Genomic DNA, 17,557 nt, shown 5'->3' with positions numbered 1-17,557 from the left:
CCCTCCCCTCTGCCCCCTCCCCCCTCGCTCCCGAAACTGAGCACACCCGGCTGCGGCTCCGTGCCGTCCGATGCCGGTGGTGGCGCTGGGGTGAGCCCGGCTCCCTAAATCTGAGAATTTCCGAAGAAAGGCCGCCCCGAGCTCCCTGCCCGTAATAATTCGGACTTATGTTCCTGCTCGTGACGGGACACCACGGGGGCCAGGACACAGAAGCGGGCCGGCGGTCCAGAGCGTTGAGGATCGCCGGCCTCACCTTGGCGGGGACGCTGGTGCTGGGCGCCGGAGCGGCCGGCTGGGCCTACTGGCACCTCAGCGACAACATCACCGGCGTCGACATCGACAGCGCGCTGGGCGACAACCGGCCGCCGAAGCCGGTGACCACACCGTCGCCCTCGGCTCCGGCCGCGCCGAGCGGGGCCCTCAACATCCTGGTCCTGGGCTCGGACTCGCGCAGCGGCAAGGAGAACCGCAGGCTCGGCGGCGGCGACAGCTCGGGCGCCCGTTCCGACACGGCGATGGTCGTCCATCTCGACGCAGGGCGGACCAGCGCGACGGTGGTGAGCATCCCGCGCGACACCCTGGTCACCCGCCCGTCCTGCCCACGCCCCTCCGGCGGCTCGACGGACGTCGCCCACCACTCCATGTTCAACAGCGCGTACGAGGTGGGTGGTCCGGTCTGTGCGGTGAAGACGGTCGAGGCGATGACGAACGTCCGCATGGACCACTACCTCGAACTCGACTTCTCCGGCTTCGCCCGGCTGGTCGACGCGCTCGGCGGCGTCACCGTCACCACGGACGAGGACATCGCCGACGAGGACAGCCATCTGCGGCTGAAGGCGGGCACCCATCACCTGGACGGCACCCAGGCCCTCGCGCTCGCCCGCACCCGGCACGGCATAGGAGACGGCAGCGACCTGGGCCGCATAGGCCTTCAGCAGAAGCTGGTGAAGGCCCTGCTGGAGCAGATCGCCTCCCAGGACCTGCTCACCGACCCGGCCAAGCTGTACCGCGTCGCCGACACGGTCACCGCCGGCCTCACCACCGACACCGGCCTGGACTCCCTAGCCGAACTGACCCGCCTCGGACAGAGCCTGCAGGGCCTCTCGGCGAGCGGAGTACGGACGGTGATGATGCCCGTGGTGCAGGCGCCGACGGATCCCAACCGGGTGGTGGCCGAGGAACCCGAGGCCGGGAAGCTGTGGGAGTCGCTGCGCTGACCTGGGAAAAGGCCTCACGGAAAAATATCTTCGAAGAAATCCGGCGAGCGTGTCGATCCGGCGGTCCCCCGATCGACGCAGGGGTGAGAGCGGGGAAGAGCCCCGCTCCGCAGACCCCGAGGAGTCACCATGCCGCGCTTTCTCACCCTGATCCGCATCGACGAGAAGAACGCCCCCGCCGAGGGCCCGAGCCCCGAGCTCATGGAGCGGATGGGCAAGCTGCTGGACGAGATCACCAAGGCCGGGGTCATGCTCGACACGGCCGGACTCACGCCGACCTCGGACGGCAGCCGGGTGACCTGGGAGGGCGGGCAGCTGTCCGTCACCGACGGGCCGTTCACCGAGTCCAAGGAGGTCATCGGCGGTTACTCGATCAGCCAGTGCAAGGACAAGGCCGAGGCGATCGAGTGGACCAAGCGGTTCCTGTCCCTGCACGAGGACTACTGGACGATCACCGCCGAGGTCCGGCAGATCGCCGAGGACTGACCGGCCCTCGCGCCGGTTCCGCTTGGCCGGGCGGCATCACGGGTGTCTGATGGTGGGCTGTGACCCCGCAGCCCACCCCGGCCGCCTCGGAGCCGAACGCGGATTCGGAGCTGACTTCGACCCCGCCCCCGGCTTCGGAGCCGAACGCGGATTCGGAGCTGACTTCGACCCCGCCCCCGGCCTCGGACCCGGCCCAGCCCCCCGCGCCCCGGCCCGACCGCACGGCCGAGGCCATCGAGACCGTCTTCCGTATGGAGTCGCCCCGGATCATCGCCGGCGTCACCCGGATCGTCCGGGACGTCGGCATCGCCGAGGAACTCGCGCAGGACGCCCTGGTCGCGGCGTTGGAGCAGTGGCCGCGGGAGGGGGTGCCCGACAACCCGGGTGCCTGGCTCATGACCACCGCCCGCCGTCGTGCCGTCGACCTGGTCCGGCGCCGGGAGAACTACGCCCGCAAGCTGGCGGAGATCGGCCGGGACCTGTCGGCCGTCTCGTCCCCGGAGGAGCCCGCCGAACCCGCCGACCCCGACGACATCGACGACGACCTGCTGCGCCTGGTCTTCACCGCCTGCCACCCGGTGCTGTCCACCGAGGCCCGCACCGCCCTCACCCTGCGTCTGCTCGGCGGCCTGACCACGGCCGAGATCGCCCGCGCCTTCCTGGTCCCGGAGCCGACGATCGCGCAGCGCGTGGTCCGCGCCAAACGCACCCTCGCGACGCGGAACATCGCCTTCGAGGTGCCCCGCGGGGCCGACCGCGAGGCCCGCCTCGGCTCGGTCCTCGACGTCATCTACCTGATCTTCAACGAGGGGTACGCCGCCACGGCCGGCGACGACTGGCTCCGCCCGTCCCTGTGCGAGGACGCCCTGCGCCTGGCCCGGGTGCTCTCGGCCCTGATGCCGAAGGAACCCGAAGTGCACGGCCTCACCGCGCTCCTGGAGCTCCAGGCCTCCCGTACGGCCGCCCGCACGGGCCCCTCCGGCGAGCCGGTCCTCCTGAGGGACCAGAACCGCTCCCGCTGGAACCGCATGCTCGTCGCCCGCGGCATCGCCGCGCTGGGCCGGGCCGAGGCCACCTCCTCCGGCGCTCCCGGCCCGTACACCCTGCAAGCGGCCATCGCCGCCTGCCACGCGCACGCGTACACCTACGAGGAGACCGACTGGTCCCGCATCGCCACCCTCTACGGGCTCCTGGCCGCCCGCTCCCCGTCCCCGGTCGTGGAGCTGAACCGCGCGGTGGCCGTCTCGATGTCCGAGGGCCCGGGCCCCGCCCTCACCCTCGTCGACGCCCTGGCCGGAGACCCCGCCCTGCGGGACTACCACCTGCTGCCCAGCGTCCGCGGTGACCTCCTCGCCCGCCTCGGCCGTACGCGGGAGGCCCGGGCGGAGTTCGAGCGGGCGGCATCCCTGACCCGGAACGAACGGGAGCGGGAACTGCTGCTGAGGCGGGCGGCGGAGCAGGCCTGACGGCTGTGCCCGGGTGCCCTGTGCCCGGGCGCCCGATGAGCGACGGGCACCCCTGACGGCTACGCCCGCACGGGGTGTCCGATGAGCATCGCCGGTGCCCCCGCGACCCGGGTCAGGAACACCGTCGCCGCGTGCGGGCCCTGCGGCTTCACCTTCCTGCGGAGCTCCTCCGGCTCGACCGCCGAGCCCCGTTTCTTCACGGTCAGCGTGCCGACCTGCCGCTCCCGCAGGAGTGCCTTCAGCTTCTTGACGTTGAAGGGCAGGTGGTCGGTGATCTCGTAGGCCGTGGCGTACGGGGTCGGGCGCAGGGCGTCGGCCGTGACGTACGCGATCGTCGCGTCGAGCAGGCCGCCGTCGACCTGGTCGGCCACCTCGGCGACCAGGTGGGCGCGGATGACGGCGCCGTCGGGCTCGTAGAGGTAGCGGCCGGGCGGGCGGACGTCCGGGTCGGGCAGGCCGCGCGACAACAGGGTGCGGGGGCCCGGCAGGAGGGTCGCCCGGACCGCCCCCGGCTCGGTGCCGAACCACAGCACCGCCTCCTTGACGTCCCCGCCGTCGGAGATCCACTCGGCCTCGGCATCCTCGGGGACCGCCTCGTGCGGGATGCCGGGGGCGATCTTCAGAGCGGCGGCGCGAGGGGCCCTCCGGGCGGCGGAGACCGCCCAGGACAGCGGAGGCGAGTAGGCCTCGGGGTCGAAGATCCGGCCGCGTCCGCCGCGCCGGGCCGGGTCCACGAAGACGGCGTCAAAACCGGCCGTGTCCACCTCCGTGACGTCCGCCTCGCGCACCTCGACGAGACCGGCCAGGTCCAGCGCGTCGGCGTTGGCCCGGGCCGCGGCGGCGGTCTGCGGGTCCCGGTCCACGGCCAGGACCCGGATTCCGGCGCGGGCCAGCGCGATCGCGTCACCGCCGATGCCGCAGCACAGGTCGGCGACCGAGGCGATGCCCGACTCGGCCATGCGCCGGGCCCGGTAGGCCGCCACGCTCGCCCGGGTCGACTGCTCCACGCCGTTCGGCGTGAAGAACATCCGGCCCGCGTCCTCGGCCCCGAACTTCACCACCGCCCGCTGCCGCAGCCGTGCCTGGCCCAGCGCCGCCGACACCAGCTCGGCGGGGTGCGCGCGGCGCAGCCGGGTCGCGACGGCCAGCTCCTGCGCCGGATCGGTGTCCCGCACCTCGTCGAGGAGAGCGCGGCCTTCGGGGGTGAGGAGGAGGGCGAGGTCGTTCACCGGATCATTGTCGGCCACGGGAAGCAGGGCGCGGAGGCCGGTCCGGCGGCGGCCTCCGATGCGGGCGCCGTCCGGGGCCTGCCGCTCGCGGGTCCCGCCCGCGTGTGGGCCAGTCGGTGGATGGTGAGCCGCCCGGCGGCGGTGTCGGGGCGGGACCGGCGGGGCGGGCTGCGAGGATCCGGCATCATGCGAGCAGTCGTACAAAATGACAAAAGTTGGGCGCCGGGACGGGCGTCCGCCGGCGTACGGATCGTCCTCGCCGTGCTCGTCCTCGCCGCCATCGCCTCCGGCTGCGCGCAGGACGGCGGCGACCAGGTCACCCCGGCCGGCGGCCAGCAGCCCCTCGACGCACCCCCGGCCCGCGCGCTCGACTCCTACGCCACCAAGCTGCGCGCCGCGCACGCCGCCCGGGTCGCCGCCGCGCACCGCTGGGGTCTGCGCAGGACCCCGTCGGCCGCCCCGCCCGCCCCTGCGAAGAAGCCCAGGATGAGGACCCGCAAGGGTTTCGAGGTGGACGGCCACCGGGAGCTGGACCTCCCGCCCGTCTTCACCAGGGTCCCCACCCGGGACAAGGTCGTCTTCCTCACCATCGACGACGGCGCCGAGAAGGACCCGGCGTTCCTGCGGATGATGAGCGACCTGGATGTCCCGTACAGCGCCTTCCTCAGCGGCTACCTGATCAGGAACGACACCCGCTACTTCCGGAAGATGCAGTCCCGGGGCGTGGTCCTGCACAACCACACCCTCAACCACCCCAACCTGCGGGGCCTGTCCTACCGGACGCAGAAGCGCGAGATCTGCGGCATGCAGCGCTACATGGAGAGGCGGTTCGGCAAACGCCCCACCCTCTTCCGCCCGCCCTACGGCAGCTACGACCGGGCGACCCTGCGGGCCGCCAAGACCTGCGGCATCGCGTACGTGCCCCTGTGGAACGAGGAGGTATTCGCCGACCACTGGGAGTACCGCGACGGGGGCCGGAGGCTGCATCCGGGTGACATCGTCCTCACGCACTTCCGGGGTCGTGACCTGTGGAAGGGCACAATGGCCGACATGATCCGCCGCTTCCTGAACAAGGTCACGGCTCAGGGGTACGCGGTCGGGCGGCTGGAGGACTACCTGTGAGGCGCCAGGCCGCCGTACTGCTGTGCGCGGTCCTGCTGGCCGGCTGCTCCGGGGTGGCGGGTGAGCGGCAGGGCATCGCCGACGGCCGGGCCCGGCACCCGGCGCGCGGGGTGAACGACACGCATCGGCTGCCGCCCGTCGTGGACCATGTCGCCACCCGCGAACCCGTCGTCTTCCTCACCTATGACGACGGCGCCGAACGCGACCCCCGCTTCGTCCGTCTCGTCCGACGACAACGGCTCCCGGTCAGCCTCTTCCTCACGGACAGCGTCGTGGGACCCGGCTACGGCCACTTCGCCCGGCTGCGCGCGGTCGGCGCGTCCATCCAGAACCACACCCTCGACCACCCCGCCCTGCGCGGCCTGCCCTACTCCGGCCAGCGCGCCGAGATCTGCGGCCAGCAGCACAAACTCCGCTCCCGCTTCGGCATCGTCCCCCGCCTCTTCCGCCCGCCCTACGGCACCTACGACACGACGACCCTGCGTGCCGCCGCCGACTGCGGCATCGCCGCGGTCGTCCTGTGGCGCGCGGCCCTGAACGCCGACGGCGAACTGACGTACACCCGAGGCGAGCCCGGCCTGCGGGCCGGCGACATCGTCTCGGTGCCGTCGGGCGGGACGGGGCCGCCGGCCCTGGCCGAACGGACGGTGCGACTGCTGCGCGAGATCGAGGCGAGGGGGCTGCGGGTGGGGCGGCTCGAGGACCACCTGGAGAAAACACCGGCCCGACGCGCCGCGGGCAATTAGCAGTCCGCTTGACCGAGTGCTAATCGCAGTCATAGTCTCGGCTCTGGCACTCCCCCTAGGAGAGTGCCAACACAGCGACGGGCAGGTCCGGCACCCGCGACGACGGATCCACCTGGTCGCCACCTCAGACAGTTAACCCCGTGAGATCTCCGAAGGGGGAGGTCGGATCGTGACGACCACCAGCTCCAAGGTTGCCATCAAGCCGCTCGAGGACCGCATTGTGGTCCAGCCGCTCGACGCCGAGCAGACCACCGCCTCTGGCCTGGTCATCCCGGACACCGCCAAGGAGAAGCCCCAGGAGGGCGTCGTCCTGGCCGTGGGCCCGGGCCGCTTCGAGGACGGCAACCGTCTTCCGCTCGACGTCTCCGTCGGCGACGTCGTGCTCTACAGCAAGTACGGCGGCACCGAGGTGAAGTACAACGGCGAGGAGTACCTCGTCCTCTCGGCCCGCGACGTGCTCGCGATCGTCGAGAAGTAATTCACCCCAAGCACATTGCTTTGAACTGCGCCCCTGGCCCCCGCGAGCGACAACAAGCCGGGCGCCCGGGGCGCAGTGCCGTTATCCCAGATTCCGGAAGAGGGCTCACGCTCCCATGGCGAAGATCCTGAAGTTCGACGAGGACGCCCGTCGCGCCCTCGAGCGCGGCGTCAACAAGCTTGCCGACACGGTCAAGGTGACGATCGGCCCCAAGGGCCGCAACGTCGTCATCGACAAGAAGTTCGGCGCTCCCACCATCACCAACGACGGTGTGACCATCGCCCGTGAGGTCGAGGTCGAGGACCCGTACGAGAACCTCGGTGCCCAGCTGGTCAAGGAGGTGGCGACCAAGACCAACGACATCGCGGGTGACGGTACGACCACCGCGACCGTGCTCGCCCAGGCGCTCGTGCGCGAGGGCCTGAAGAACGTCGCCGCCGGTGCTTCCCCGGCCGCCCTGAAGAAGGGCATCGACGCCGCCGTCGCGGCCGTTTCCGAGGACCTGCTCGCCACGGCCCGCCCGATCGACGAGAAGTCCGACATCGCCGCCGTCGCCGCGCTGTCCGCCCAGGACCAGCAGGTCGGCGAGCTCATCGCCGAGGCGATGGACAAGGTCGGCAAGGACGGTGTCATCACCGTCGAGGAGTCCAACACCTTCGGCCTGGAGCTGGACTTCACCGAGGGCATGGCCTTCGACAAGGGCTACCTGTCGCCGTACTTCGTGACGGACCAGGAGCGCATGGAAGCCGTCCTGGACGACCCGTACATCCTCATCACGCAGGGCAAGATCTCCGCCATCGCGGACCTCCTGCCGCTGCTGGAGAAGGTCATCCAGTCCAACGCCTCCAAGCCGCTGCTGATCATCGCCGAGGACGTCGAGGGCGAGGCCCTGTCGACCCTCGTCGTGAACAAGATCCGCGGCACGTTCAACGCCGTCGCCGTGAAGGCCCCCGGCTTCGGCGACCGCCGCAAGGCGATGCTGCAGGACCTGGCCGTCCTCACCGGCGCCACGGTCGTCTCCGAGGAGGTCGGCCTCAAGCTCGACCAGGTCGGTCTGGACGTCCTCGGCTCCGCCCGCCGCGTCACCGTCACCAAGGACGACACCACGGTCGTCGACGGCGCCGGCAACAAGGACGACGTGCAGGGCCGCGTCGCCCAGATCAAGGCCGAGATCGAGTCCACCGACTCCGACTGGGACCGTGAGAAGCTCCAGGAGCGCCTCGCGAAGCTGGCCGGCGGCGTGTGCGTCATCCGCGTGGGTGCCGCCACCGAGGTCGAGCTCAAGGAGCGCAAGCACCGTCTGGAGGACGCCATCTCCGCGACCCGCGCCGCGGTCGAGGAGGGCATCGTCTCCGGTGGTGGCTCCGCGCTGGTCCACGCCGTCAAGGTCCTCGAGGGCAACCTCGGCAAGACCGGCGACGAGGCCACGGGTGTCGCGGTCGTCCGCAAGGCCGCCGTCGAGCCGCTGCGCTGGATCGCCGAGAACGCCGGCCTCGAGGGCTACGTCATCACCTCCAAGGTCGCCGAGCTCGAGAAGGGCCAGGGCTTCAACGCCGCCACCGGCGAGTACGGCGACCTGGTCAAGGCCGGCGTCATCGACCCGGTCAAGGTCACCCGTTCCGCCCTGGAGAACGCCGCCTCCATCGCCTCCCTCCTCCTCACGACCGAGACCCTGGTCGTCGAGAAGAAGGAAGAGGAGGAGCCGGCCGCCGGTGGTCACAGCCACGGCCACGCGCACTGACGCATGACGCATGACGGCTGAGGGCTGACGACGTCAGCTCGCCCGAGCCCGAGCGAAGGCCCGGCACCCCGGAGACGGGGCTGCCGGGCCTTCGCCGTGTGCCGTACTCCGCCGGTCGGGGAACCGCGCCGGGGCCGGCGACGGTCTACCCCCCAGAGCAGTCGGATCATGAGGGGGCAGGAATGAACCAGGTGCTCTACGGGGAGCGGTCCCGCAACCCGCTGGCGCGGACGGTGCGGCTCACCGAGGACGGACTGCGCAGGGGCGGCAGGACGACCCCGCTGGACGAGCTGAACCTCGCCGCCATGGCAGAAGCGTTCCTGCGGGGCTGCTGGCTCGGCGGCGGGGGCGCCGAACGCCCCCTGGGCGCGTTGTCGCAGGGCCCCGGCGTCGTCCCGGTCACCCGTGTGACCGGCACCACCACCCCCCTGAAGGTCCGTCAGGCCGCCGACTTCGCCCGCGCGCTGGGCGAACTGGCGGTGCGCAGGTGCGGCGGGCCGGACCACGTGGCCGACCTCGCCGCACGGGCGCGGGCGGAGGGCGTACCGCTGTGGATCGCGCGCCGCCACGCGCCCGGCCCCGCGGGACGGGTGACCGTCGCCGTGGACCGGCGCTCGGTACGCGTGGACGTCTGGGGCCCGCACGCCCCCGCCGTGCGCCTGCGAGCCCCCTATGGCTACCGTCCCGACAGTGCCGACCGGGCCAACGGCCTGGTCATGTACGTCGGCGACCTCACCGCCCGGCTCGAACTGCGCAAGAAGGTGCGCAAATCCAAGAGCAAGGTCGAGATCCGCCTGCCGGACCGGCTCTGGACCCTGCGCCGCGAGAACGCCGAGAGTTCGTGGCTGCTGCGCGACGACCAGCGGGTCGCACTGCTGACCCGCCCCTCGCGGTGGCCCGGCCCCCCGCCCGGGTCGGTGCTGCTGCCGCTGGCCGACGTGCACCACGAGAGCCCCGACCCCCTGGACGCCGTCATGGCCCACGCGGTCGCGGTGTCCTTCGGCCTCGGCGACACGACGGGCCTGGCCAGGTTCCGCGCCATGAGCTCCCGCCGGGACACGGGCGACGCCGTCTGGGAGCGCCCCTGGTTCAGCAACCTCGGCAGGGACCGCGACGACAACGAACCCGGTGGCGGCGACGGTTGGGGCAGCGACGGCGGGGACGGGGGCGGCGGTGACGGCGGCGGTGACGGCGGCGGTGGTGGTGACGGAGGGGGCGGCGGCGGAGGCGACTAGGCACGAGGACGCCGTCCCCGTCAGGGCCGGTGCTGATGAGGTGCCGCTGCCAGGCTTGGGTGATGCCGAGTGGAAGTTCTGGTCGGTGACGTGCACGCGGCGCGTGGTGCCGTCGAACTGGAGGGTGCAGATCCGGTCCTCCTGGAGGGTGCAGTCCCGGTCCTCCTGGAGGGTGCAGATCCGGTCCTCGTCGCCGTCCGCCCACACGGCGTCGATCAGCGCCGGCCGCCGCCCTTGGGTGCGGCAGCTCCGCCGGCGGCAGGACTTCGGTGCCTGCGTCCGGGCACCGTCGGCCGCCCGCGCGCCGCCCGCGTGCCGTGGGCCGCCGGGACCGCAGTGTCAGATTTCCGTAGGCTCCAGCGCCCCGAGCTGCTGCATCAGACCCAGCCGGTCGTACTGCCACCAGCCCTCGGCGATCTTCCCGTCCGGAGTGCAGCGGTGGATGGTCGTCCCGGTCATGGTGACCTTCTGCCCGGTCGGCGGGATCCCGAGGAAGTCGCCGGTGTGGCGTCCGTGGAAGGTCCACCGGGTGCACACCCGGTCACCCTGCGCCATCTGGTCCTCGATGGTGAACGAGAAGTCGAACCCGCCCCGCCACACCTCCACCTCGCGCCGGACCGCGTCCAGGCCGATGAGGTCCTGCACATTGGCGGGATCGTGGTCGTGGTAGTCCTCGATGAACACGTCGTTCATCGGCGGCGCGTGCCCCTGGCCGGGCGCGAGCTCGAAGAACCTGCGCGCGGTGGCCGCGTACAGCTGCTCGTCCCGCACCACGTCGAGGTCCGTGAAGGTCGGCGTCTCGTCGCAGAGCGCCACCATGTCCTGGAAGATCCGGTCCGTCTCCGGCAGCCCGGAGTTGCGCATCGCCTCCTCGTACGACGGGAACTCCACGATCTCCACGATGTGCGAGGCGTCGTCCCGATCCTTCGCCACCACACTGTGCGACGCGGTCCGCTTCCCCTTGGTCTGCTCGACCCACCGGTCCATCAGCCGGTTCATCTCGTCGAGCCGGCTGGTCCTGCATTCAATGAGCTGTACGAACGTCATGGCCTCGCCTCCGGCCCCCCTGGGTCCGGCTGAACAGCTTCATTGTCCCAGGGGGCCGGCCCGGATGCCTCCCGGCCGGGGGAGGAGCCGGCCGGGCCGACCGCGTGCGCCTACTGCGGCCCGTACTTCCGGCCCGTCCTGGACGACACCGCCCCGAGCATCCCCCGCGGCACCAGCTTCGCCGCCCCCATCAGCGCCTTGTAGCGCGGGTCCGGAATGGACAGCGTCTTGCCGCGCGCCAGATCGTGCAGCGCAGCCGCCACCAGCTTGTCCGCGTCGAGCCACATCCAGCCCGGGATGTTGTCGGTGCCCATCCCGGCCCGGTCGTGGAACTCGGTGCGCACGAAACCCGGGCACAGCGCCATCAGCCGTACGCCGCTGCCCGCCAGGTCGCGCGCCGCGCCCTGGGTGAACTGCACGACCCAGGCCTTGGATGCGCCGTAGGTGCCCCGGGGGACGAAGGCGGCCACCGACGCGACGTTGACGACGCCGCCGCGGCCCCGCTCGCGCATCGCCCCGGTCGCCGCCGACGTCAGCCGCAGCACCGCCTCGCAGTGCACCTTCAGCATCCGCAGTTCGTCCGCCATGGAGACGTCCAGATAGCGGCCCTTGTTGCCGAAGCCGGCGTTGTTGATCAGCAGGTCCACGGGGTTCTTGCGGTCGTCGAGCCGTCCGGCCACCGCCTCGATGCCCTTGTCCTCGGCCAGGTCGGCCGTCAGCACCTCCGCCTCGATGCCGTGCCGGTCGTGCAGCTCGGTCGCCTGTTCCCGAAGCCGCTTGGTGTCGCGGGCCACCAGCACCAGGTTGTGCCCGTCCGCCGCCAGTCGCCGCGCGAACGCGGCCCCGATGCCTGCCGTCGATCCCGTAATCAGAGCCGTTGTCATGGCAGAAGGTTAGTGACCCGGACTGAGTGCATCCGCTTCCCCTTGGGGCCGTCCGTGGTGAAGGGTCGGTGGAGACGGGCGTGGTGAGCGGCCGTCAGGCACCGTACTTCTCCTGATACTCACGGGCCTCCCTCAGCACCTCCGGGTGCAGGGCCTCGCCCGCGGCCACCAAACGCGGCAGCAGCGACCGCTCGGTCGTCACCGCCCGGAACTGCAGGGCCACGGTCACGTCGTGGCCGGGCCGGTGCACGATCTCGACAGCATCGCCCGCGCGGATCTCCCCGGGCTCGATCACCCGCAGATACGCCCCCGGCGCCCCTCGCTGCGTGAACCGCTTCACCCAGCCCTTCTCGTCCAGATGGCCCTGGAACGTACGGCACGGGATCCGCCCGGAGGTGATCTCCAGCACCACCTCGGGGCCGACGCGACAGCCCGCGGGTCGTGAGGTTCTCGCCGAACGCCCCGTCGGGCAGCGTCCGGCCCAGCTCGCGCTCCCACACGTCCATGTCCTCGCGGGCCATGGCGTACACCGCCTGGTCGTCGCCGCCGTGGTGCTCCAGCTTGCACACCGCGTCCCCGGCCAGCCCGCTCCCGCCGACGCCCTTGGGCCCGGGCGCGGACACCCGCACCGGCCCGTCCACCGGCCGCTTGTCGATCCCGGTCACGCCCTCGGGGTTGTCCGTGTACGGCACGGCCTCGGCACGGCCCAGATTCACTGACAGAAGCCTCATACCCGAACGGTAGGCGACCGGCACCCAAAGCATCTAAGCATTATGGGCATCGGCATCAAAGGGTGACTTATCCTTGAAGGGTGATCGAAGCTCGTCATCTCCGCGTCCTGCGCGCCGTCGCGACCACCGGATCCTTCTCCGCCGCGGGCCGCGAGCTGGGCTGCACCCAGCCCGCCGTCAGTCAGCAGATGAAGGCCCTGGAAACCTCCGTCGGCACGCCGCTGCTGATCCGCACCGGACGGGAGATGCGCCTGACCCAGGCCGGTGAGGCCCTGGTGCGGCACGCCGCCGGGATCCTCTCCGGGCTCACGGCTGCGGAGGAGGAGGTCGCCGCCATCGCCGGGCTGCGCGCGGGCCGGGTCCGGCTCGTCTCCTTCCCCAGTGGCAGCTCCACCCTCGTCCCCACGGCCCTCGCCGCACTGCGCGTGGCGCACCCCGGCACCCGCGTCTTCCTGGAGGAGGCCGAGCCGCCCGCGTCCGTCGGCCTGCTGCGGGAGGGCGACTGCGACGTGACGCTCACCTTCCGCTACCAGGGGGCGGCCGGCGCGGAGGAGTGGGACGACCTCGTCGTGCGACCGCTGCTGTCGGACCGGCTCGTCGCGCTCGTGCCGGAGCGCCACCGGCTCGCGGGCGCGCAGTCCGTCGCGATCGGCGAGCTCGCCGAGGAGCCGTGGATCGCGGGCTGCCCGCGCTGCCGCGGACAGTTGGTCGAGGTGTGCGCTGCGGCCGGCTTCACCCCGCGCATCGACTTCGCGACCGACGACTACCCGGCGGTCGTCGGCCTCGTCGGGGCCGGCCTGGGCGTGGCCGTCCTTCCCCAGCTGGCCGTCGAATCGGTCCGGCCCCGGGGAGTGCGCGCCGTGCGGCTGGAACCGGCGGTGCGGCGGGAGATCGTCGCGCTCACCCTGCCCGACCTCGCACAGGTCCCGGCCGTGGCGGCGACACTCGACCAGCTGGCCCGGGCCGCCCGCCGCCAGTAGCGGCCCTCCGCGTCAAAAACCAACGGCACGCGTGCGCGTGCCCGTTTGCAGAAACGTTCCTTCAGTTGTTAGAGGCGGTGTGCCCGCCCGGTGCCGACGCCGACACCAGCCGGTTGCGCGCCCGCCCCATCAGCTCTTCGCGCTCGTCCTCGGTCAGCCCGCCCCACACGCCGTACGGCTCACGCACCGCCAGGGCGTGAGCAGCGCACTCCGCGCGTACCGGGCACCTCATGCAGACCTCTTTGGCCGAGTTCTCACGAGCGCTCCTCGCCGCACCGCGCTCACCCTCCGGATGGAAGAAGAGCGAGCTGTCCACCCCTCGACAGGCAGCCAGCAGCTGCCAGTCCCACAGGTCCGCGTTCGGTCCGGGAAGGCGGGAGAAATCTGCCATTACGTGACCCCTTGTAGCCGTTCTGGGCGGATCCGGTGTGTAAGACCGTACAACTACGATCTAAGAAGATGAAAATATGACTCATTGCGAATCTAGCTCCAGACACTGGCAAAGCGGAAGAAATGGGTCTAAATGGGGCATACCTTGTGATGAAAGTTCGAGGGTCTGCGGTGCATGTCTGCACCGTGTCCGCCCCCTCACGTAGAGTGCCGAAGAGGGCAGCCGCCCCCGTAACTCTTTCGGGTGACCGTCGTTGAGAGTGCGAGGCGGTTGAAGGAACAAGTGCTCGGGCCCGCGTCCGAGACGGTCGACCGCACAGGTGACGATTTCGTACCAGCCTGGAGGCTCAAGGTGACGTGCATCAGCTGCGGAGGGCGGTCATGACTTCCGTCCTCGTCTGCGACGACTCCCCGCTTGCCCGAGAGGCGCTCCGTCGTGCGGTGGCGACCGTGCCCGGCGTAGAGCGCGTGACGACGGCGGCCAACGGCGAGGAAGTCCTCCGCCGCTGGGGGGCCGACCGCTCGGACTTGATTCTGATGGACGTGCGCATGCCCGGACTGGGCGGCGTCGAGACGGTCCGGCGGCTGCTGTCCGCCGACCCCGGTGCGCGCATCATCATGCTCACCGTCGCCGAGGACCTGGACGGCGTGGCCCTCGCGGTCGCCGCCGGTGCCCGCGGCTACCTGCACAAGGACGCCTCCCGCGCGGAACTGCGCGCGACGGTGACCCAGGCCCTGGCCGACCCGACCTGGCGGCTCGCCCCGCGCCGGCTGCGCTCGGCCGAGATGGGCGCCGCGCCCACGCTCACCGCGCGTGAGATCCAGGTCCTCGAAGGCATGAGCCACGGCCGCTCGAACGCCGAGATCGGCCGCGAGCTGTTCCTCTCCGAGGACACCGTCAAGACCCACGCCCGGCGCCTGTTCAAGAAGCTCGGCGCCTCGGACCGGGCCCACGCCGTGGCGCTCGGCTTCCGGTGGGGCCTGGTGCGCTAGGGCCTGTTGTTCGGATCACGCCCGTCCTTGGGATCGGGCCGGTTCCGAGGCGGGGGCTCCGGCCCCGGCCGGAGAGCGGGGGCATGCGGATGCCCCCGCGGGAGCCGCAACCGCGCGTGCCGGAGCCGGCGGCCGACGACAGCGTCGGCGGGGATCCGTCCCGGCCCGGGCGAGGTCGAGAGCTCGGGAGGGCGCAGTCGAGGGCCCACGTCTTCGGGCTGATCCGAACGGCAGGTCCCAGCGGTCGTCGTGAGGACACGGAAAGCCAGGTGGGAGCGGGTGGGCCGGGGGCCCGCAGGGTGCCCGCTGCTCGTTTCGCCGCGGATGCCGCATCCTTGAGGGTGTGGAGTTCCTCGGGGACGAGTCGGTCGAGCGGAAGGGGAGGGCGCAGGGGATGAGTGCCGGCGCACCTGCTCATAACGCTTCGGTGCACAACAACGGGCGCGGTGCCGCGGACCCGGCGGCCGCAAGGCACCATGGACCGATGCGCGACGACGAGGCGGCCCATGCCCAGGGCCCGATCGGTGCGCTCGTCCACCGCGCCGTCGACGGGGACGAGCAGGCCACGCACGACCTGCTCGCCCATGTCCACCCCCTGGCCCTGCGCTACTGCCGCACCCGTCTTTCCCGCCTCCCGGGCGACGCCCGGCACTTCGTGGAGGACCTCGCGCAGGAGGTCTGCGTGGCGGTGCTCCTCGCGCTGCCCCGCTACCGGGACACCGGGCGCCCCTTCGAGGCGTTCGTCTTCGCCATCGCCGCCCACAAGGTCGCCGACCTGCAGCGCGCGGCGATGCGCCACCCCGGCTCGACGGCCGTCCCCTCCGACGAGATGCCCGAGCGCCCCGACGACTCCCTGGGCCCGGAAGAGCGCGCCCTGCTCAGCAGCGACGCGGAATGGGCCAAGAAACTCCTGGCCAACCTCCCCGAGAACCAGCGGGAACTGCTGCTTCTGCGGGTCGCGGTGGGACTCACGGCCGAGGAGACCGGCCAGATGTTGGGAATGTCACCCGGTGCGGTCCGGGTGGCTCAGCACAGGGCGCTGAGCCGGCTGCGGGCGCTGGCCGAGCAGTAGCCCTGCTGGAACGACCCCTCAGTTGAACAGGCGGTGCGCCGCTTCCGTACGAACATACGAAGCCCGGAGCCGAGCGGAACCGTGGAATGAGACAGCCGCGCTTCCCGTTAGCATGGACATCCGCACCGATCAAGGCCATTTGGGGAAGGTGTCATGACTGCCAACGTCGACGGAGTGCCCGGAAAATTCGCGACACTCGGGCTGACCTACGACGACGTGCTGCTGCTGCCGGGTGCATCCGAGGTGCTCCCCAACGCGGTCGACACCTCGTCCCGCATCTCCCGCAACGTCCGGGTGAACATCCCGCTGCTCTCCGCGGCGATGGACAAGGTGACCGAGTCGCGCATGGCGATCGCGATGGCCCGCCAGGGCGGCGTCGGCGTGCTGCACCGCAACCTCTCCATCGAGGACCAGGTCAACCAGGTCGACCTGGTCAAGCGCTCCGAGTCCGGCATGGTCACCGACCCGATCACGGTGCACCCCGACGCGACGCTGGCCGAGGCCGACGCCCTGTGCGCCAAGTTCCGCATCAGCGGCGTCCCGGTCACCGACGGCAACAAGAAGCTGCTCGGCATCGTCACCAACCGCGACATGGCCTTCGAGACCGACCGCACGCGTCAGGTGCGCGAGGTCATGACCCCGATGCCTCTGGTCACCGGCAAGGTCGGCATCTCCGGCGCGGACGCCATGGAGCTGCTGCGCCGCCACAAGATCGAGAAGCTTCCCCTGGTCGACGACGCCGGCGTCCTCAAGGGCCTGATCACGGTCAAGGACTTCGTCAAGGCCGAGCAGTACCCCAACGCGGCGAAGGACTCCGAGGGCCGGCTGCTCGTCGGCGCGGCCGTGGGCGCCAGCCCCGAGGCCCTGGAGCGCGCCCAGGCGCTCGCCGGTGCCGGTGTGGACTTCCTGGTCGTCGACACCTCGCACGGCCACAACAGCAACGCCCTCAGCTGGATGGCGAAGATCAAGTCGAGCGTGGGCGTCGACGTGATCGGCGGCAACGTCGCCACGCGTGACGGCGCGCAGGCGCTGATCGACGCCGGTGTCGACGGCATCAAGGTGGGCGTGGGCCCCGGCTCGATCTGCACCACCCGCGTGGTCGCCGGCATCGGCGTCCCGCAGGTCACCGCCATCTACGAGGCGTCCCTCGCGGCCCGTCCGGCGGGCATCCCGCTGATCGGCGACGGCGGCCTGCAGTACTCCGGCGACATCGGCAAGGCCCTGGCCGCCGGTGCCGACACCGTGATGCTCGGCAGCCTCCTCGCGGGCTGTGAGGAGTCCCCGGGCGAGCTGCAGTTCATCAACGGCAAGCAGTTCAAGTCGTACCGCGGCATGGGCTCGCTCGGCGCCATGCAGTCCCGCGGCCAGGCCAAGTCGTACTCCAAGGACCGCTACTTCCAGGCCGAGGTCGGCTCCGACGACAAGCTCGTGCCCGAGGGCATCGAGGGCCAGGTGCCCTACCGCGGCCCGCTGGCCAACGTCCTGCACCAGCTCGTCGGCGGTCTGCGCCAGACGATGGGCTACGTGGGCGCCGCCTCCATCGAGGAGATGGAGACCAAGGGCCGCTTCGTCCGGATCACCTCCGCGGGCCTCAAGGAGAGCCACCCGCACGACATCCAGATGACGGTCGAGGCACCGAACTACAGCCGCAGCAAGTAGCGGCCCCGCCTTCCGAGGGCGGCTCCGGAGCATCCGGGGCCGCCCTCGTCGTGCCCGTCGGCGATACTGGAAGACGCTGCA

At 71.5% G+C, this 17,557-nt stretch carries 16 protein-coding genes and 1 pseudogene; 12 read left to right on the top strand and 5 right to left on the bottom strand.

Annotated elements, in window-relative coordinates; translation table 11 throughout:
• Positions 1–167 precede the first annotated feature (167 nt).
• The 3 genes from ACZ7EG_RS08355 to ACZ7EG_RS08345 all read left to right on the top strand — a co-directional run bounded on the left by ACZ7EG_RS08355 (position 168) and on the right by ACZ7EG_RS08345 (position 3,169).
• Positions 168–1,217, top strand: coding sequence for an LCP family protein (locus tag ACZ7EG_RS08355; RefSeq protein ID WP_471074091.1), 1,050 nt, complete (start codon positions 168–170; stop codon positions 1,215–1,217).
• Positions 1,218–1,346: 129 nt separating this feature from the next.
• Positions 1,347–1,703, top strand: a complete 357-nt coding sequence (locus ACZ7EG_RS08350) for a YciI family protein (RefSeq protein WP_471074088.1) — start codon at positions 1,347–1,349, stop codon at positions 1,701–1,703.
• 251 nt (positions 1,704–1,954) lie between these two features.
• A complete protein-coding gene (locus ACZ7EG_RS08345; RefSeq protein WP_471074871.1) occupies positions 1,955–3,169 on the top strand; it encodes an RNA polymerase sigma factor in 1,215 nt (404 codons plus the stop codon).
• Positions 3,170–3,228: 59 nt separating this feature from the next.
• Here ACZ7EG_RS08345 and ACZ7EG_RS08340 read toward each other — a convergent pair whose 3' ends face one another.
• Entirely contained in the window at positions 3,229–4,398 is a 1,170-nt protein-coding gene (locus tag ACZ7EG_RS08340; RefSeq protein WP_471074085.1) for a THUMP-like domain-containing protein, read from the bottom strand.
• A 186-nt stretch (positions 4,399–4,584) separates the two neighbouring features.
• Here ACZ7EG_RS08340 and ACZ7EG_RS08335 point away from each other — a divergent pair, with 186 nt between their 5' ends.
• The 5 genes from ACZ7EG_RS08335 to ACZ7EG_RS08315 all read left to right on the top strand — a co-directional run bounded on the left by ACZ7EG_RS08335 (position 4,585) and on the right by ACZ7EG_RS08315 (position 9,720).
• Positions 4,585–5,520: a polysaccharide deacetylase family protein gene (locus ACZ7EG_RS08335; RefSeq protein WP_471074082.1), complete on the top strand. Its 936-nt coding sequence runs from the start codon at positions 4,585–4,587 to the stop codon at positions 5,518–5,520.
• Positions 5,517–6,266: a polysaccharide deacetylase family protein gene (locus ACZ7EG_RS08330; protein WP_471074080.1), complete on the top strand. Its 750-nt coding sequence runs from the start codon at positions 5,517–5,519 to the stop codon at positions 6,264–6,266. Before ACZ7EG_RS08335 ends, ACZ7EG_RS08330 begins: the two co-directional genes overlap by 4 nt.
• A 169-nt stretch (positions 6,267–6,435) precedes the next feature.
• Positions 6,436–6,744: a co-chaperone GroES gene (gene groES / locus ACZ7EG_RS08325; protein WP_003974211.1), complete on the top strand. Its 309-nt coding sequence runs from the start codon at positions 6,436–6,438 to the stop codon at positions 6,742–6,744.
• Positions 6,745–6,859: 115 nt separating this feature from the next.
• Positions 6,860–8,485 carry a chaperonin GroEL gene (gene groL / locus ACZ7EG_RS08320; RefSeq protein WP_471074077.1) on the top strand — a complete coding sequence of 542 codons (1,626 nt, stop codon included), beginning with the start codon at positions 6,860–6,862 and terminating at the stop codon, positions 8,483–8,485.
• Positions 8,486–8,667: 182 nt separating this feature from the next.
• Positions 8,668–9,720, top strand: coding sequence for a hypothetical protein (locus ACZ7EG_RS08315; protein ID WP_471074074.1), 1,053 nt, complete (start codon positions 8,668–8,670; stop codon positions 9,718–9,720).
• A 339-nt stretch (positions 9,721–10,059) separates the two neighbouring features.
• Here ACZ7EG_RS08315 and ACZ7EG_RS08310 read toward each other — a convergent pair whose 3' ends face one another.
• The 3 genes and pseudogenes from ACZ7EG_RS08310 to ACZ7EG_RS08300 form a co-directional block, all read right to left on the bottom strand.
• Positions 10,060–10,767, bottom strand: a complete 708-nt coding sequence (locus ACZ7EG_RS08310) for an ester cyclase (RefSeq protein WP_471074071.1) — start codon at positions 10,765–10,767, stop codon at positions 10,060–10,062.
• Positions 10,768–10,877: 110 nt separating this feature from the next.
• On the bottom strand, positions 10,878–11,651 hold the full coding sequence (locus ACZ7EG_RS08305) for an SDR family NAD(P)-dependent oxidoreductase (RefSeq protein ID WP_471074068.1): 774 nt from the start codon (positions 11,649–11,651) through the stop codon (positions 10,878–10,880).
• Positions 11,652–11,745: 94 nt separating this feature from the next.
• A pseudogene (locus tag ACZ7EG_RS08300) lies at positions 11,746–12,382 on the bottom strand (MOSC domain-containing protein).
• Between the two features lie 80 nt (positions 12,383–12,462).
• On the opposite strand from ACZ7EG_RS08300, the gene ACZ7EG_RS08295 reads away from it, so the two are divergent.
• On the top strand, positions 12,463–13,362 hold the full coding sequence (locus ACZ7EG_RS08295) for a LysR family transcriptional regulator (protein WP_471074065.1): 900 nt from the start codon (positions 12,463–12,465) through the stop codon (positions 13,360–13,362).
• A gap of 61 nt (positions 13,363–13,423) precedes the next feature.
• On the opposite strand, the gene ACZ7EG_RS08290 is transcribed toward ACZ7EG_RS08295, so the two are convergent.
• Complete coding sequence (locus ACZ7EG_RS08290; protein WP_351626887.1) at positions 13,424–13,753, bottom strand: WhiB family transcriptional regulator; 330 nt, start codon at positions 13,751–13,753, stop codon at positions 13,424–13,426.
• Between the two features lie 380 nt (positions 13,754–14,133).
• Here ACZ7EG_RS08290 and ACZ7EG_RS08285 point away from each other — a divergent pair, with 380 nt between their 5' ends.
• The 3 genes from ACZ7EG_RS08285 to guaB all read left to right on the top strand — a co-directional run bounded on the left by ACZ7EG_RS08285 (position 14,134) and on the right by guaB (position 17,476).
• Positions 14,134–14,745: a response regulator transcription factor gene (locus ACZ7EG_RS08285; protein ID WP_003948568.1), complete on the top strand. Its 612-nt coding sequence runs from the start codon at positions 14,134–14,136 to the stop codon at positions 14,743–14,745.
• A gap of 484 nt (positions 14,746–15,229) precedes the next feature.
• The gene (locus ACZ7EG_RS08280; protein WP_471074061.1) at positions 15,230–15,817 is read left to right on the top strand and encodes a sigma-70 family RNA polymerase sigma factor; all 588 of its coding nucleotides are present in this window, start codon (positions 15,230–15,232) and stop codon (positions 15,815–15,817) included.
• A gap of 153 nt (positions 15,818–15,970) precedes the next feature.
• Positions 15,971–17,476, top strand: a complete 1,506-nt coding sequence (guaB, locus tag ACZ7EG_RS08275) for an IMP dehydrogenase (RefSeq protein ID WP_471074058.1) — start codon at positions 15,971–15,973, stop codon at positions 17,474–17,476.
• Positions 17,477–17,557 lie beyond the last annotated feature (81 nt).

The organism is Streptomyces sp. NPDC037100, from assembly GCF_055606225.1.
This window is presented reverse-complemented; position numbering and strand designations above follow the sequence as displayed.

Excerpts from the sequence above, each read along its gene's own strand:
- ACZ7EG_RS08285 (WP_003948568.1), top strand. The coding sequence starts at position 14,134 with ATGACTTCCGTCCTCGTCTGCGACGACTCCCCGCTTGCCCGAGAGGCG.
- ACZ7EG_RS08305 (WP_471074068.1), bottom strand. The coding sequence starts at position 11,651 with ATGACAACGGCTCTGATTACGGGATCGACGGCAGGCATCGGGGCCGCG.
- ACZ7EG_RS08280 (WP_471074061.1), top strand. The coding sequence starts at position 15,230 with ATGCGCGACGACGAGGCGGCCCATGCCCAGGGCCCGATCGGTGCGCTC.
- groL (WP_471074077.1), top strand. The coding sequence starts at position 6,860 with ATGGCGAAGATCCTGAAGTTCGACGAGGACGCCCGTCGCGCCCTCGAG.
- ACZ7EG_RS08310 (WP_471074071.1), bottom strand. The coding sequence starts at position 10,767 with ATGACGTTCGTACAGCTCATTGAATGCAGGACCAGCCGGCTCGACGAG.
- ACZ7EG_RS08355 (WP_471074091.1), top strand. The coding sequence starts at position 168 with ATGTTCCTGCTCGTGACGGGACACCACGGGGGCCAGGACACAGAAGCG.
- ACZ7EG_RS08290 (WP_351626887.1), bottom strand. The coding sequence starts at position 13,753 with ATGGCAGATTTCTCCCGCCTTCCCGGACCGAACGCGGACCTGTGGGAC.
- guaB (WP_471074058.1), top strand. The coding sequence starts at position 15,971 with ATGACTGCCAACGTCGACGGAGTGCCCGGAAAATTCGCGACACTCGGG.
- ACZ7EG_RS08350 (WP_471074088.1), top strand. The coding sequence starts at position 1,347 with ATGCCGCGCTTTCTCACCCTGATCCGCATCGACGAGAAGAACGCCCCC.
- ACZ7EG_RS08315 (WP_471074074.1), top strand. The coding sequence starts at position 8,668 with ATGAACCAGGTGCTCTACGGGGAGCGGTCCCGCAACCCGCTGGCGCGG.
- ACZ7EG_RS08345 (WP_471074871.1), top strand. The coding sequence starts at position 1,955 with ATGGAGTCGCCCCGGATCATCGCCGGCGTCACCCGGATCGTCCGGGAC.
- ACZ7EG_RS08335 (WP_471074082.1), top strand. The coding sequence starts at position 4,585 with ATGCGAGCAGTCGTACAAAATGACAAAAGTTGGGCGCCGGGACGGGCG.